The following is a 12,623-nucleotide window of genomic DNA, read 5'->3' on the forward strand; positions in this document are numbered from 1 at the left end:
GCCGTGAAGCCCTGAGACGCGTACTTGATCATCCGGCGCATCGTGGAGACCGGGAAGGACACCCGGTGGATGGCGAGGCGCTTCCGTCCTAGATCCCAGAGCGCGAATTCACCCGCCGTCAGCGTCTCCCCGTCGTAGGCGAATTGGCAGATGGTGAAGTCGAAGCTGTCGAGGACAGCCTCTGCATCCGGGTAAAAGGCGAAGCGGATCAACTGCACGTCGATCTCCAGCTTCATCTCGCCCGATGCGCCGCGAAGGTGAACGTGGTGCTCTGTCTCACGCACCTTGCGGAAGCCGCTGGCTTCCAGCTTGCTCAGGTACGCTGCGAGTTGGTCGGCATCGCGGAAGAACATATCGAAGTCAGACTTCGGTTCCTGACCCAGCAACGTGCGACGCAGCGCGCCTCCTGCCAGCCATGGTCCTTGCGAAGTGAGCGGAGGCAGGCCAGCCAGTACCTTTGCAAGGGTGGTCTCGGCGAAGTCCACGTCGGTGGACCTGCTCAGCAGATCGACCAGCGGCCATCTTTGCGTGCTCATCACAACCCCACCATCGCCACAGCCACGGCCAGGAACGAGGCCAGCGCGATCGCAGCGCTCAGGGTGCTCTCAGTGCCGTCCATCTCGCTCGTTCTCCTTGTCTGACGATCATTCGAGGGTCGGCGCACCGGCCCTCTAGGTGAGCGTCAGACCTCCGCCCACTCGGTTGCGTCGACCTTGAAGCGACCATTCACGCCGCCGTTTTCGGGCCGGAACCGTCCGATCCCAATGAACTGCCCTGCCTCCCGCAGGTATGTGGCGAAGGTCTCCCGGTCGATTGTCGGGTTGACGATGTAGAAGGTGAGGGTGCCGCCCCACTCGTCGATCATTGGAAAGGTGCGCGGTACGCGACCGCCAACGCCTCGGCTGTCGCCCGTGCTGCTGCACATGAATGTTTCGCCTCGGACCTCAGAAGCGAGAACCGGCAGGGTAAGCGGCTCGGTCAGCAATACTCCTGACTTGAACTGGGCGCCGTATGTCTGCTGGCCACGCCCCTTGATCTTGCGCGGCGTGAGGCGAGCGGCACCGTCCAATGCCTTTTTGAAGGACATAAAGGGGATGACGATACGCCCCTGGGCATCCGTGTGCGCCTTCTCACGCCAGATGCGCTGATCGAACTCGTCATGCTTCTCGCCAGCCTTCTTCAGGCTTGGGTCAACATAGCGAGACGGGCTGTAAGGACTGATGCCCTGAATAGTGGCGGTGCAGGTCAGCATTGATGTTTTCCCAGAAAGAGGCGGTGCGGTGAGACGCGGCGTGATGCGCTGCGACACGCAGCGGAGCGCCATGGGGCGATGCGACGCGCGAACACGCGGAGTGGAACGGAACACCGTTCCCCTCTCCCGGCACCGAAGCACCGGGAGGTGGGAGCGTTGCGATGAGATGCGCGGCGCGGCGGTGTGCTGCGCTGAGATACGGAGCGACGTGGCGGGAACACCAGCGGCGTTCCCCAGGCCGAAGCCGGGGGAGCGTCGCCGGGCGATGCGTTGCGATGTGCTGCGTCGCGCTGCGCTGCGATACGCCGCGGCGCGGGACGGTGAACATCACGCGATCCTCACGTAGGGGTCGCGTGATCCTTTTGCGGCCGGCGCCTGAGGCGTCCCGGCCGTCGTCTCGATAGCGCTCAGCAGGCCGCGGACGGCCGCGTGCTGGAGGCGCTGTTCTGGCTTGAGGCGGGCGGCATCGCCGCTGTCCATGATCTTGCCGCCGCGCTTGGCAGCGGCCTTGATGGTCTTGATCCGGCGCTGTCCCTCATGGGCCAGCTCGTCCGCGCGCAGCCGGCGCAGCCCCTCGCGAACCACCGCGCAGAAGGCGGCACGATGTTCGGTCAGTGCAATGGCACGCGCGCGGTCCAGAAGGTGACGATCCTTCCGCTGCACATCGCGGTTCGTGACCTTGATCATCTCCGCGAAGGAGACGGCCCCGCCCTCAGGGCAGGCGACCAGAAGATCCACGAGAGCGGCGGTCGCAGCGGAGCGGGCGAATAGGGCTCGCTCCGGGTCGCGCTGTCCTTCCTGTGCCATTCGTCTTCCTCTCTCCCGGCCGGGGTGGCGGGTGGTGAGGGGATGATGAATGGGAGGCATCCCACTGTCAACATAGAAATGGGAGGCATCCCATCATCGCCGCACAAAAATCCCCGCCGGCCGGAGCGGGCGGGGTGAGGCGGCAACCTGATGCGGTGCGGAATCGTTCTGGGCGGGCGGTTAGATCAGCCGCATTGGCATGGTGCGCTCCACTAACTCGCCCGGCGGGGCCACTCGTCGGGCTTTTCTTTGTCTGGGCACGGCGCCGCCGGGGTTGAGGAGATCTAGTCGGACTGCCATCCTCTAGACGGGACGCCTTACAAACGCAGACGTCCCGATGAGTGTAGTCTGGAAGAACTTACCCGGCGGGCCGATCCCTGCCGGGCTTTTCTTTGTCTGCTGCCCTGAACGAAGAAGCCCCGCCGGTTAGGGCGGGGCCGATCTGTCTTCTAGGTGCTTTGAGCTAAGCCAAACCGCTCTGGGAGACGCCAGAGTTCAGGTTCAGCTATCAGTGGCACACCAGCCAATCTTAGCTGGTCTAGGCTGTTGGACGGCCAAGCGTCTGCTTCGTCGAACGCGATCGCCTGTCTTACTCCCGGTAATTCGGCAGCTCTCACGTCAAGATGTCTTATTACAACTGCCGCAACTGAAGAGGGATCAGGCGTCGGGGTGTCAAGGGCAAGCTTCAGGCCGCCAGGAGCAGAAATCAGGAAATCAAACCTGTGAGCGTCATTGCTGCGCCCCCTAAGGGTCCCTTTCTGCAGGATGGTGGCCTCTCCAAATATTCGACGCAGCTCACCCTGGACGCGCTCCCGAAGAAGCCGCCGTTCCTTTTTGCGCGCTTCTGAAACCGCTGCCTCAGCAGCCCGCCTGGCGCTGTCGGCAACCCACTTGATCATGGCGGGAACTGCTTCGGCTTCTACAGGGGGAGACGCAACCGCTGCCCCCTCCATGTGAAGTCCCCGCGACCGAACGACTCTGTTTGCAGCCGCAACAACATGAGGGCCGCCGGGAAGGCCGGCATTGCTGAGGACCGCGAGGCCCGCGCCGCTATCGTGCACGACAAACCGAGTGCCAGATCTGCCGCCTTCAACCGACAGCACTACGGCTGACCCATCAGGCAGGAGGACGTCGGTCGAGACGAGTACCGCATCGCCAAAGGGGCGCAGGTTCTCAACCCTGCCGAGAAGCTGCAGGATGGTGAGGGTTTTCCCCGAGCCTGGTGCGGCGGCAACCTGAAAATCAATCATTTACAGAAGCCTGTTTGGGTGAGGATAATCGGGCAGCGCGGCATCTGCGACAACAATTGCGTGTTCGCTTGCTAGGAAACGGATGGCTGAATGCAAGGTTAATGGCCGCTCCGCCATCTGCCGCGCATACGGAAGCCCGAGAAGCGTCGGCGTGAACGCCAGTCTATTGTCGCGCCACATATATACCCGATTTCCCCTCACCGAGGGTGGTATGCTTGGCGGCCAAGGTGGCTGATTTACGTGGTCGTGGTCGGGTGTGTCCGCGTTGAGACGAGCAACCGGGTAGAGGCGCCCCATCCACTCAAACATTATCATCACCACGTATCCCTTCCACGGAGTAAAGGGTCGGGCGACTACTTGTAAACGATGCGGTCCTACCTCCCCTTTATATTGCAGAAGCCAATACCCGAACATTTCATCAGTATAGGTCGAATCCTCCCAGGCGAAGTCACCAACGACGACCTTCTCTGATGCTATAAAATGGTCAATGGCTGTCTGGAAGGGCGTCACCCCTGCTCCCCCTCCGTCATCGCCCTGGCCAGGGGCGGGGCTGGCCAAAGGCGGGTCACGATAGGCGCTGCCATCGGCCCATGATCCGGCCAACAACGTGCATCTCTTCCAGGACCCGTTCGTAGGTCTGATACCGGCGATTATCGCTGATGATCCGGACCCTGGGCGGGTTTGAACCCTCGATGTGCTCTAGGCGCTTCGCCACCAGGGCCATGCCGTCGAACACCACGAACAGGCCAGGCGGGCTCGGGGTCGTACGGTTCAGGTCCACCACCACCTTGTCACCGGGATCCAGGGTGTCAGCCATGCTGTCCCCCTCAAGAGTGATGATCCGGATCATGGCTAAGTCGCCGCGGACTTCCTGCCTGAGCCATTCTGTCGGCAGGCGCCACTGGCCCGGCGAGTGTTCCTCGTCGCTCAGCCCTCCGGCGCCCATGCCCGCATAGACGTCGATCTCAGGCACGGGGGTGGTGAACAGAGATTCCTCTCCCTCAGCCGCCTCGATGGGGTCCGTTTTCAGCACGTACCCCATTTTCCGCGGGGAGGGCGGGAGAAGGTCATTGAGTGTACAGCCCAGGGCATCGGCCAGCTTGGCTAGGTGCTCATGCTTCGGGTTCCTCGATTTCCCTTTGAGGATGTCCCGAACGTAAGTCTCGTTCAGCCCCGCAGCTCTAGCGAGATGCTTCTGGTTCATCTCAAGGGCCAGCATCCGGCGCTCGACCTCTCTCGCGATGAATGTCCCTGGTTCCTGGATCATGTGGGACTTGTCCCACTCCGGATCGATTCGCGTCAGAGGGGATGTATCCCATTGACATGATGGGAGGCGTCCCATTACGCTCCCCTCATCATGGACGCCCAATCCGCCCTTCTGACCGAGATCGAAGCCTTCGTGGCCGAGCGCGGCATTGCCGAGAGCACCTTCGGCCGGAAGGCCGTCAACGACGGGAAGTTCGTCGGCCGCCTGCGTGAGCGGCAGAACATGACCCTCAGCACGATTGCCAGGGCGATGGAGTACATCGCGAGCGAGCGACGGCGGCTTGTTACTCAGCGCACGCCAGCCCCGAGCGAGGCCGCCTGATGGGGCCCCTCGTCCGCTACGAGCAGGCCCGCGTCGCGCTCGCTGAATGTGCCCGCGTCGATGACGCCAAGGACATTCTCGACAAGGCTGCAGCCCTCGCTCTCTACGCGCGCCAGCGAGACGACCGCGACCTCGAAGTGTGGGTGCAGGAAATCAAGCTTCGCGCCAGCATTCGCATTGGCGAGCTGGCGCGAGAGATCGAAACGGCGGAGCGTGCGCGGACCGATCTGCATCCCGACGCTGGGACGCAGACAAAGACGGCCATCCTCGCCGAGGCCGGTCTCAGCACCAGCACCGCGCACCGTTACGAGGAACTGGCCGGCGGCAGACAGGAGCAGGCGCAGAACGCGGCGAAGGCTGCGGCCGAGACCTACTTCGCACGGGCCCGCCAGGAGCGAGAGCCGGCCACCATGGACGGCCTGCGGTCTGCCGTGAAGGACGCCATCGTGGCGACGGTCGGACCGCGAGAGCCACGCGCCCCGCGCGCTGCCGAGCCTGTCTCCGTCGCCCCCATCGGCACCGATTGGATCGACTGGACCAGCGCCGTGAAGACGCTGGCAAACCTTTCCGCTGATCTGACGGCCGTGGCCGATCGGACGCCGCCGTCCTTGCGTGGGCCGCTGCTTACCGAAGCGCGGACTGCGTCGGAGCGCCTTTCGGAATGGCTGGCCCTCATGGAGAAGTCGCATGTCGAAGCCGCATGAACGCGCACGCCGCTTGGTGCAGTTGGCGCGAGCCGATGCCGTCAGTCCTGATAATGCCCCGGCTGTCGTCAACGCTCTGCTGACGGTTCGGCGCGAGGAAGCATTCGCTGACGAGGAACTCATGACCCTCGTCCTGTCCAAGGGTTGGAACCAACTCGTTCGCGAGGTTCTGTCTCGCCACTTCCGCGATGACGATACGGCGCCGCCTCGGGCCGCGCAGCTCGCGCTCTGGCCGGAGGAACAGCGCAGCACCGTGGAGCAGATTGACCGCGAGCGGGTGTTTGTGCCGTCCCGAGGTGACTTTGTGGAACTCGTTCCGGACGCGTTAACGGCTGCCGAGCTGCGGGAGGCCGGGGAGTATCTGCTTGTCCACGGGCGCGACACGATCCGTCGCGGCGAAGCGCTCATCCGACTGGCGCAGATGCAATCGCCCGAAGCAGACGCCGCCTGATGTCCCGCATCATCCCCCTTCATGCCGGGATGCGGCGCACGGGCGCCAACCCGCCGGAGATGCCTGAGCCGGAGCGTTCGGCGAACCCGGTTCCGATCTTCCTGTCCTTCGCCATCGCCTGCTGGCTCGCCGTCATCGGGCTAGTCGTGTGGCTGGCGGGAGGCTGAGCCGTGGCCACCATCACCGCCATTGCCTGCCTCTGGTACGCCATCTCCGGGCTGCTCGTCCTCGTCCTTGGGATTTCGTGGATCGAGGAAATGGAGCACCGCGCGGGGAGGGGGGCTTAGATGGCCAAGCGTCCCCGCAGGCACGATTACGACGCCGTGCTGGCCTTGGCTCGCCAGGGCAAGCGGCCGTCCGCGATCGCGATGGAACTTGGCATCAACTATTCCACCGTCCGCGACATCGTCCGGCGCGCTCAGAAGGCTGGCGTTGAATCTGTCCCATGCCATCCGCGTGGTCGGCCTCGTGGTCCTGGGTCCAAGGTGTGGACGGCGCCCAGCCGTTCCCCGCTTTATCGCAAGCTTCGCTACGCCGGCGGTCTGCCGCGCGAGGAAGTCCTTCCTGCACTCGGTGCGGATCGCCGTGCCGCGCAGGGCGGGGAGGGCGCTACCAACGCCCTCCCGACCAACTCCTGCAATGCGTCTGGTGAACACGTCGTCCTGCATGTCCACAAGCATGCACAGGAACACGCGACATGAAGCTGTCCATCTTCGCCAAGGACGTGGCGCAATCCACCCAGGCCGCTGTCCGCTGCTTCATCGAGGAGCACGGCCGCGCCCGGGGGCTGGAGGTCTTCGCCCGGACCGTAGGCATCACCGAACGCCGCGCCCGCTCCCTGGCTGAAGGAACGGCCGGCCGGATCGACGCCGCCGAATATCTCGCAGCCCAGGCTGCGCGCGCGGAGCTTCTGCGCACCCGGATCGCCCGGGCCAAACACGAACTTCATATCCTAGAGGCGACGCATGGAATGGATTTTGGGGCGCCTCGGGGCGGCCCTGTTGTGGGGCGGGGAACGACTGACGGCAGCCGGCCTGGCCTGCATCAGGTTGGGCCAACGCTGGCGGCGGTGATCGCCTGATGCTGACGATCGTCATCCCCGGCGAGATGCGCGGCGTGAGGCCCCTCCCTCCTGTCGATCGCCTACGCTCGCGGCTTGCCTACTGCCCGACGACGGGCGTCCTGCGTTGGCGCCATACCCGCCCCGGCCCAAAGTCACGCTCGGACGATGCCGGATGTGTCAAACCGGACGGTTACCGCTACGTCCGGTTTGAGGGAGGCAACTACCTCGCGCACCGCCTAATCTGGCTGATGATGACCGGAGATGAGCCGGGCCGTTTCATCGACCACATCAACGGCGAGCCGTCCGACAATCGCTGGGCGAACCTGCGCCTAGCCAGTCACGCTGAGAACATGCGGAACAGCCGCATGCAGCGAAATAACACCTCTGGGTTCAAGGGGGTTCGCTACGACCGCGCTCGTCAGCGGTGGATCGCGGAGATCAAGAAAGACGGGCGCACGATCAGGCTGGGGCGCTTTGGGACAGCAGAAGCGGCAGGCGCTGCTCGCGCCGCTGCGGCGGCCGAACTTCACGGCGAGTTCGCCAGGAGCCCGGCATGATCACAATCACCATTCCAGGCATGCTTCGCGGCAAAGGCCGCCCTCGGTTCTCATCCTTCGGCGGCCGTCCGCGGGCATACAGCGACGAGAAGACGGTCACGGCTGAGAATTGGGTTCGGTCCTGCGGCCGCGACGCCATGGCTGGTGCCCCTCTCGATGGGCCCGTGACGGTCAAAGTGGAGATCGCCGTGGAAGTCCCGCAAAGCTGGTCGAAGCGGAAGCGCGCCGATGCCCTTGCGGGCGGTCTCTGGCCCACCAGCAAGCCCGACCTCGACAATTGCGCCAAGCTAATTTGTGACGCCCTGAACGGCATCGTCTGGCGCGACGACAAGCAGATCGTCCGCATGGTCGTGGGTAAGCGCTACGCCGAGCAGGCTCAGACCGTCCTGACCGTGGCGAAGGTGTAGGGCGTGGCGCTCAACCTCCCACAGCCTGAGCCCATGGACATCATGGGCACCCGCATCCCGACAGAGGCGCGGATGGAGGCGGTCATCATCTCCGTCTCCCAGTGCTGTTGCCGTGGCTGCGCCGGCGCGGTGCTGACTTCCTCAGCAACGAGGCACCTCTTTGAGCGCCTTCTCCATTTCGACCGCCCCTCCTGGTTGCGCCTTCGCGCCGGAGTGGATGCGGCCCTGCGGGCTCTGCCCGCCTACGAGATCGCCACGCCCATCTGGGCCGTGGCCGATGCGCGGCCGGCGCCACCGGCCACCACGCCTGTACAATGGGATCTGTAAAATGGCTCTAGGCCTGTCCACCGGTTCGTCCGGCGAGTTCAAGGAATACGTGAAGTACGACGCGCGTGCCGGTCGCATGTTCCGCCCCGACCGTGACGGCGGTGGGAACAAGACTGATACCGACATCACCATGGATAAGCCGAAGTTCATTTTCGACTTCGGCAGCATCAAGGTCGGCTGGGCGAAGTACGTCGCCGGCATGGGGCCGGAGTATATGATGGTCCCGCTCGGGCATGCCATGCCGACGCGGCCGTCGCCGGACCACAAGCAGGCGTTTCTGGCCCAACTCTTCGCGCCGAAAATGCTGGGCGGCGTCCGCGAGTTCTCCTCAAGCGCCGGCTGCGTGATCGAGGCCGTGAACGAGCTGCACACCAAGTTCGAGGCGGCGCCGGAGGCTGCTGAGGGCAAGGTGCCGGTCGTGGAGTTCGCCGGCTCTACGGCTGTCGTCTCCAAGGGGAAGGGCCAGTCGAGCACCAACTACAAGCCGGTGTTCAACATCATCGGGTGGCAGGACCGCCCGGCGGAGCTGGGGGAGCGGACTGTACCGCAGCCGGTGAAGCAGCTTCGGCCGGAGCCCGCAGTGACTACTGCTGCGCCGTCGCCTGCTCCCGTTCAGACCACCGCCGCGATGCTCGAAGACGCTATCCCGTTCGCCCCGGAGTTCAGGTGATGCCTCGCCGCCTCCGCAACCCAAAGGCTTTCGTCGTCTACGAGACGCGCTTTGGCAAGCAGAAGGTTGAGGTCGCAGAAGATGCAGCCTCAGCGCGGGTGCATGTCAACCACGCGAAAAGCGTCTTGGAGCGCTGGCCTACCTGCGGTGCGTCCCGCGCCTTAGGCATCTGGCGGCTGAAAACCGTCAGGTCGCCGGCTGCACGTGAAATGGAAAGATCTGTTTCGTTCTGAGGAAAGAGCCGGGTGGGTTGGTTTGGCCGCGAACCCACCCGGCATCCCCGTCCACACCTGAGAGGGCAGACAGTCGGTGAACATAATCCGTCCGATAGAAACGAATTACAAGGGATACCGGTTCCGGTCCCGGCTTGAGGCGCGCTGGGCATTCTTCTTTGACCTGGTGGGCGTGCCTTGGACCTATGAGGTACAGCCAGTGAGCGTGAACGGCGAGAATTACCTCCCGGACTTTCTCGTCACTCTCGCAGGCAAGAACATCACCCATGAGGTGAAGCCAGAGAACGAGTGGGCGCGGATCCAGGCGCCCCGCGTCTATCTGGCGGGCAAGATGTCGGCTGAGCATGAGTGGCGAGGCGAGGCCTCGGTCACGGACCGCAACCGGCGGGCTGGCATCGAGGATGAGCTTTCTCCTGTGGCGTGGCTCGATGCGGCTCGGCTGGCCTGGATGGACGACGCTGCCCTGATGCAGGTCGGGCCGTTTCCGGGCTCGTGCGACCATGGCTGCGGTCACATGCCGGACAACCTGCATATGGCCCAGACGTGCATGGGGGAGCACGAGGCAACCATCTTTGAGACGTGTCTGAATACGATCCGCCATTCGGATGTGGTCTGCGCCCATCTCTCGTCGGGTGACGCCTTCGGAACCATCGTGGAAATCGGTTTGGCGCGGGCCATGGCGCATCGCCCAGTGGTTAGCGTATCGCTCTCGATGTCCCTGGCGGCGTCTTATGAGCGGCGTCCTGGTCCCGACCACAACACGATCGGCACCACGGACCTATGGTTTATCCAGGCGGCCGGGCATAGTTCAGCGGTCGTCTTCGACCTCCCGGAGGCCTGGCGGTTCCATGCCAAGCAGATCCGGGCGGCCACGCCACGCGAGTACCGTCTGATCTCGGCGCTGGGGCGATCGAGCAACTCGGCAGTGATGACCTTCGGCGATCCGCTGCATGTCGCTGAGAACCGGTACGTCCACAACTTCGGTACCGACTTCATGGACCTTTGCGTTGGCAACCGCGGGGCCGCGGAAGCTGCACGCGCGCACCGGTTCGACGGGCGGTGATCATGTCGGACGCAGGAGCCCTGGCTGCTGAGGGGGCGGCTCTCGCCCGGTTCGTGGACCTTCTGTTCCGCTACGCCGATCCTGCGTCCTTCGTGTCCCTTCGGGCCTTCGACCAGTTCGACCGCGGCAAGCCGCCGGTCTTTATCGAGGCAGTCCCAGTTGCTGATGGGACGCAGAACCTGGCGCGGCGGGCGGCCGAGGTGGCGACAATGGTGGCGAACCAGTCGCCGCCGGTCGTCTTCGCACCGCCCGTCGCGACCTTCCTTAACGGCCAGCGAGCCCGGATGGTGGACGTGGCCAGTGGCGTGGCCCTTTCCGTCGAGATCGACAAGGGCGACACAACCCGTGCCCGGGCGCGTCTGGAGTTCCTTCTGGGGCCGGCCACCCTGGTTGTCGCTTCCGGTGGTGAATGGGTGGATCCGGCGACGGGAGAGGTCTTCCCGAAGCTGCATATCCACTGGCGGCTTGCGGAGCCTACCACGACCGAGCGCGAGCATAACCAGCTCCAGGAGGCGAGGCGGCTGGCTGCCCTGCTGGTTGGCGGCGATACAACGGCTGCCCCGCCGGTTCACCCCCTCCGCTGGCCGGGGTCCTGGAACTGCAAGGCGCGGCCGAAGCTCGCCCGGATCGTGGCCGAGGGCGAGGATCACGAGATCCATCTCGAAGAGGCCCTGTCCGCCCTTGGCGAGGCGGTGGACCTGGCGGGTATTACGGCTTTCGAGGCGGGGGCGGGGACCAAGCCGGGAAAGATCGTCTCGTCCCTCTTCGGTGAGACATTGCGGCAAGCCGATGCGACTATGATCGCGAGCGCGCTGGGCGCGATCCCCAACGGTGACGAACACTGGGAGATCTGGAATCGCGTCGGCATGGCTGCATGGGCAGCGACAGGCGGATCCGCTGAGGGGCTGGCGGCGTGGATGGACTGGTCTGCCAAGTCCCCGAAGCACGATGACTTGGCCTGCCGGCGGCGTTGGGAGCACTTCTTCCGCTCACCGCCGACCAAGATTGGCGCCGGAACCATCTTTTACCTGGCGCAGCAGGCCGGATGGACGAGGCCGGCTTCCGCTTCATGGGAAGGGGAGGCGCCCCCTTTTACTGGTGGGACCGGTGACCAGCCCAAACCGAAGAAGAAGATCCAGATCCTCACGCTCGAGGAAATGGAAGCCCTCCCGCCGGTTGAATACCTGATCGACGGCCTGGTGCCGGAAGAGGGGATCGTCATCCCCTACGGTCCGCCGAAGGTGGGCAAGACCTTTGTGGTCTACTCCATGGCGCTGCACATCGCCGCCGGCCGCGACTGGTGCGGCAAGAAGGTTCGGCAAGCCGGGGTGGTCTATGTGGCGGGCGAGGGTGTCCGCGGCCTCACGGTCCGGTCCAAGGCTATGCGAGCTCGCTACGGCATCGGGCCGGACATCCCCTTCTGGGTCATCCCGCATCGGATCAACTTCCGGGACGAGACCGTGGTCGGGGAGCTGATCCAAGAGATCAAGGACACAGTCGGAGACAAGCCGATCGGGCTGACAGTGCTGGACACCATGGCCCGAATGATGCCCGGCGCCGACGAGAATAGCGCCCAGGACATCGGCCTCGTCATCGCGGGCTGCGACCGGGTGAAAGAGGAGATCAAGTGCACCGTCATGCCGGTTCACCACACCGGCAAGGATGTGGAGCGAGGCATGCGCGGATCCACTGCCATCACCGGCGCCGTGGAAGCCTCCATCCTCGTCCAGGAGGCCGGCGACCACCTCGTCCGCCTCATCAATGACAACCAGAAGGATGCTGCGGAGGCCGACGACCTCGTGTTGCGGCTCGAGGAGGTCTCCGTCGGCATCGGGCGGTCATCGCTGGTGCCCATGCCCCTGGATCCCGCAGAGCGCCCACCAGAGCCGGACAAGCCCATAGAACTGCTGACGCAGATCGCGCACGCCCTCGGCGGCCATAAGGGGCGGCTGACACTACGGAAGGTGGCAGAGGCGCTAGGGATGACGAGCGGACACGCTCGGAAAGCGCTGGGCCAGGCGGTGCCTATGATCCCGCAGACCGTCGATATCAGCCTCGATGGCAAGACCGTCCGCATGTGGAAGGTCATCGATGGCGACGCCCCCAACAGCCCCGTCATGCTCCACAGGGAGGATTTGTCGTGACCCTCGCGGTCTTTCGTTGTGGTCCGTCACTGAATTTTCGGACTGTGGATAACTGCACGCAAGCCTTTGAAAATGCGGTGGTCCCGTGGTCCCGAAAAATGCACGTC

Annotated in this window: 17 protein-coding genes; 12 read left to right on the forward strand and 5 right to left on the reverse strand. The window is 64.4% G+C overall.

Annotated elements, in window-relative coordinates:
- The 5 genes from ACO1BU_RS24645 to ACO1BU_RS24665 form a co-directional block, all read right to left on the reverse strand.
- Window positions 1-536, reverse strand: a 536-nt coding sequence (locus ACO1BU_RS24645) for a Gabija anti-defense Gad2 family protein (protein WP_424138623.1), incomplete at its 3' end; no start/stop codon positions are given.
- A 146-nt stretch (window positions 537-682) separates the two neighbouring features.
- Window positions 683-1,252, reverse strand: coding sequence for a hypothetical protein (locus ACO1BU_RS24650; protein WP_424138624.1), 570 nt, complete (start codon window positions 1,250-1,252; stop codon window positions 683-685).
- A gap of 327 nt (window positions 1,253-1,579) precedes the next feature.
- Complete coding sequence (locus tag ACO1BU_RS24655; protein WP_424138625.1) at window positions 1,580-2,059, reverse strand: hypothetical protein; 480 nt, start codon at window positions 2,057-2,059, stop codon at window positions 1,580-1,582.
- Window positions 2,060-2,508: 449 nt separating this feature from the next.
- On the reverse strand, window positions 2,509-3,309 hold the full coding sequence (locus tag ACO1BU_RS24660; protein ID WP_424138626.1) for a hypothetical protein: 801 nt from the start codon (window positions 3,307-3,309) through the stop codon (window positions 2,509-2,511).
- A 565-nt stretch (window positions 3,310-3,874) separates the two neighbouring features.
- Window positions 3,875-4,678, reverse strand: coding sequence for a helix-turn-helix domain-containing protein (locus ACO1BU_RS24665; protein ID WP_424138627.1), 804 nt, complete (start codon window positions 4,676-4,678; stop codon window positions 3,875-3,877).
- On the opposite strand from ACO1BU_RS24665, the gene ACO1BU_RS24670 reads away from it, so the two are divergent.
- The 12 genes from ACO1BU_RS24670 to ACO1BU_RS24725 all read left to right on the forward strand — a co-directional run bounded on the left by ACO1BU_RS24670 (window position 4,667) and on the right by ACO1BU_RS24725 (window position 12,516).
- Window positions 4,667-4,897 carry a hypothetical protein gene (locus tag ACO1BU_RS24670; RefSeq protein WP_424138628.1) on the forward strand — a complete coding sequence of 77 codons (231 nt, stop codon included), beginning with the start codon at window positions 4,667-4,669 and terminating at the stop codon, window positions 4,895-4,897. The genes ACO1BU_RS24665 and ACO1BU_RS24670 overlap by 12 nt on opposite strands.
- Window positions 4,897-5,601, forward strand: a complete 705-nt coding sequence (locus ACO1BU_RS24675) for a hypothetical protein (RefSeq protein WP_424138629.1) — start codon at window positions 4,897-4,899, stop codon at window positions 5,599-5,601. Before ACO1BU_RS24670 ends, ACO1BU_RS24675 begins: the two co-directional genes overlap by 1 nt.
- On the forward strand, window positions 5,585-6,052 hold the full coding sequence (locus ACO1BU_RS24680) for a hypothetical protein (RefSeq protein WP_424138630.1): 468 nt from the start codon (window positions 5,585-5,587) through the stop codon (window positions 6,050-6,052). The genes ACO1BU_RS24675 and ACO1BU_RS24680 overlap by 17 nt, the downstream gene beginning before the upstream one ends.
- Window positions 6,052-6,219 carry a hypothetical protein gene (locus tag ACO1BU_RS24685; protein ID WP_424138631.1) on the forward strand — a complete coding sequence of 56 codons (168 nt, stop codon included), beginning with the start codon at window positions 6,052-6,054 and terminating at the stop codon, window positions 6,217-6,219. Before ACO1BU_RS24680 ends, ACO1BU_RS24685 begins: the two co-directional genes overlap by 1 nt.
- 120 nt (window positions 6,220-6,339) lie before the next feature.
- A complete protein-coding gene (locus ACO1BU_RS24690; protein ID WP_424138632.1) occupies window positions 6,340-6,753 on the forward strand; it encodes a helix-turn-helix domain-containing protein in 414 nt (137 codons plus the stop codon).
- Window positions 6,750-7,133, forward strand: a complete 384-nt coding sequence (locus ACO1BU_RS24695) for a hypothetical protein (protein WP_424138633.1) — start codon at window positions 6,750-6,752, stop codon at window positions 7,131-7,133. Before ACO1BU_RS24690 ends, ACO1BU_RS24695 begins: the two co-directional genes overlap by 4 nt.
- On the forward strand, window positions 7,133-7,672 hold the full coding sequence (locus tag ACO1BU_RS24700; protein WP_424138634.1) for an HNH endonuclease: 540 nt from the start codon (window positions 7,133-7,135) through the stop codon (window positions 7,670-7,672). Before ACO1BU_RS24695 ends, ACO1BU_RS24700 begins: the two co-directional genes overlap by 1 nt.
- A complete protein-coding gene (locus tag ACO1BU_RS24705) occupies window positions 7,669-8,079 on the forward strand; it encodes a RusA family crossover junction endodeoxyribonuclease (protein ID WP_424138635.1) in 411 nt (136 codons plus the stop codon). Before ACO1BU_RS24700 ends, ACO1BU_RS24705 begins: the two co-directional genes overlap by 4 nt.
- Window positions 8,080-8,082: 3 nt before the next feature.
- The gene (locus tag ACO1BU_RS24710) at window positions 8,083-8,406 is read left to right on the forward strand and encodes a hypothetical protein (protein ID WP_424138636.1); all 324 of its coding nucleotides are present in this window, start codon (window positions 8,083-8,085) and stop codon (window positions 8,404-8,406) included.
- Window position 8,407: 1 nt separating this feature from the next.
- The gene (locus ACO1BU_RS24715) at window positions 8,408-9,076 is read left to right on the forward strand and encodes a hypothetical protein (protein WP_424138637.1); all 669 of its coding nucleotides are present in this window, start codon (window positions 8,408-8,410) and stop codon (window positions 9,074-9,076) included.
- 432 nt (window positions 9,077-9,508) lie between these two features.
- Complete coding sequence (locus ACO1BU_RS24720) at window positions 9,509-10,372, forward strand: hypothetical protein (protein ID WP_424138638.1); 864 nt, start codon at window positions 9,509-9,511, stop codon at window positions 10,370-10,372.
- 2 nt (window positions 10,373-10,374) lie between these two features.
- Complete coding sequence (locus ACO1BU_RS24725) at window positions 10,375-12,516, forward strand: AAA family ATPase (RefSeq protein WP_424138639.1); 2,142 nt, start codon at window positions 10,375-10,377, stop codon at window positions 12,514-12,516.
- Window positions 12,517-12,623 lie beyond the last annotated feature (107 nt).

The sequence above is a fragment of the Roseomonas chloroacetimidivorans genome (assembly GCF_049629625.1).
Classification (GTDB): Bacteria; Pseudomonadota; Alphaproteobacteria; order Acetobacterales; family Acetobacteraceae; genus Roseomonas; species Roseomonas chloroacetimidivorans.

What these genes read in the sequence shown, in the direction of transcription:
- ACO1BU_RS24695 (WP_424138633.1), top strand. Translation starts at nt 6,750, where the DNA reads ATGAAGCTGTCCATCTTCGCCAAGGACGTGGCGCAATCCACCCAGGCC.
- ACO1BU_RS24715 (WP_424138637.1), top strand. Translation starts at nt 8,408, where the DNA reads ATGGCTCTAGGCCTGTCCACCGGTTCGTCCGGCGAGTTCAAGGAATAC.
- ACO1BU_RS24655 (WP_424138625.1), bottom strand. Translation starts at nt 2,059, where the DNA reads ATGGCACAGGAAGGACAGCGCGACCCGGAGCGAGCCCTATTCGCCCGC.
- ACO1BU_RS24675 (WP_424138629.1), top strand. Translation starts at nt 4,897, where the DNA reads ATGGGGCCCCTCGTCCGCTACGAGCAGGCCCGCGTCGCGCTCGCTGAA.
- ACO1BU_RS24705 (WP_424138635.1), top strand. Translation starts at nt 7,669, where the DNA reads ATGATCACAATCACCATTCCAGGCATGCTTCGCGGCAAAGGCCGCCCT.
- ACO1BU_RS24685 (WP_424138631.1), top strand. Translation starts at nt 6,052, where the DNA reads ATGTCCCGCATCATCCCCCTTCATGCCGGGATGCGGCGCACGGGCGCC.
- ACO1BU_RS24650 (WP_424138624.1), bottom strand. Translation starts at nt 1,252, where the DNA reads ATGCTGACCTGCACCGCCACTATTCAGGGCATCAGTCCTTACAGCCCG.
- ACO1BU_RS24700 (WP_424138634.1), top strand. Translation starts at nt 7,133, where the DNA reads ATGCTGACGATCGTCATCCCCGGCGAGATGCGCGGCGTGAGGCCCCTC.
- ACO1BU_RS24660 (WP_424138626.1), bottom strand. Translation starts at nt 3,309, where the DNA reads ATGATTGATTTTCAGGTTGCCGCCGCACCAGGCTCGGGGAAAACCCTC.
- ACO1BU_RS24690 (WP_424138632.1), top strand. Translation starts at nt 6,340, where the DNA reads ATGGCCAAGCGTCCCCGCAGGCACGATTACGACGCCGTGCTGGCCTTG.
- ACO1BU_RS24725 (WP_424138639.1), top strand. Translation starts at nt 10,375, where the DNA reads ATGTCGGACGCAGGAGCCCTGGCTGCTGAGGGGGCGGCTCTCGCCCGG.
- ACO1BU_RS24680 (WP_424138630.1), top strand. Translation starts at nt 5,585, where the DNA reads ATGTCGAAGCCGCATGAACGCGCACGCCGCTTGGTGCAGTTGGCGCGA.
- ACO1BU_RS24670 (WP_424138628.1), top strand. Translation starts at nt 4,667, where the DNA reads ATGGACGCCCAATCCGCCCTTCTGACCGAGATCGAAGCCTTCGTGGCC.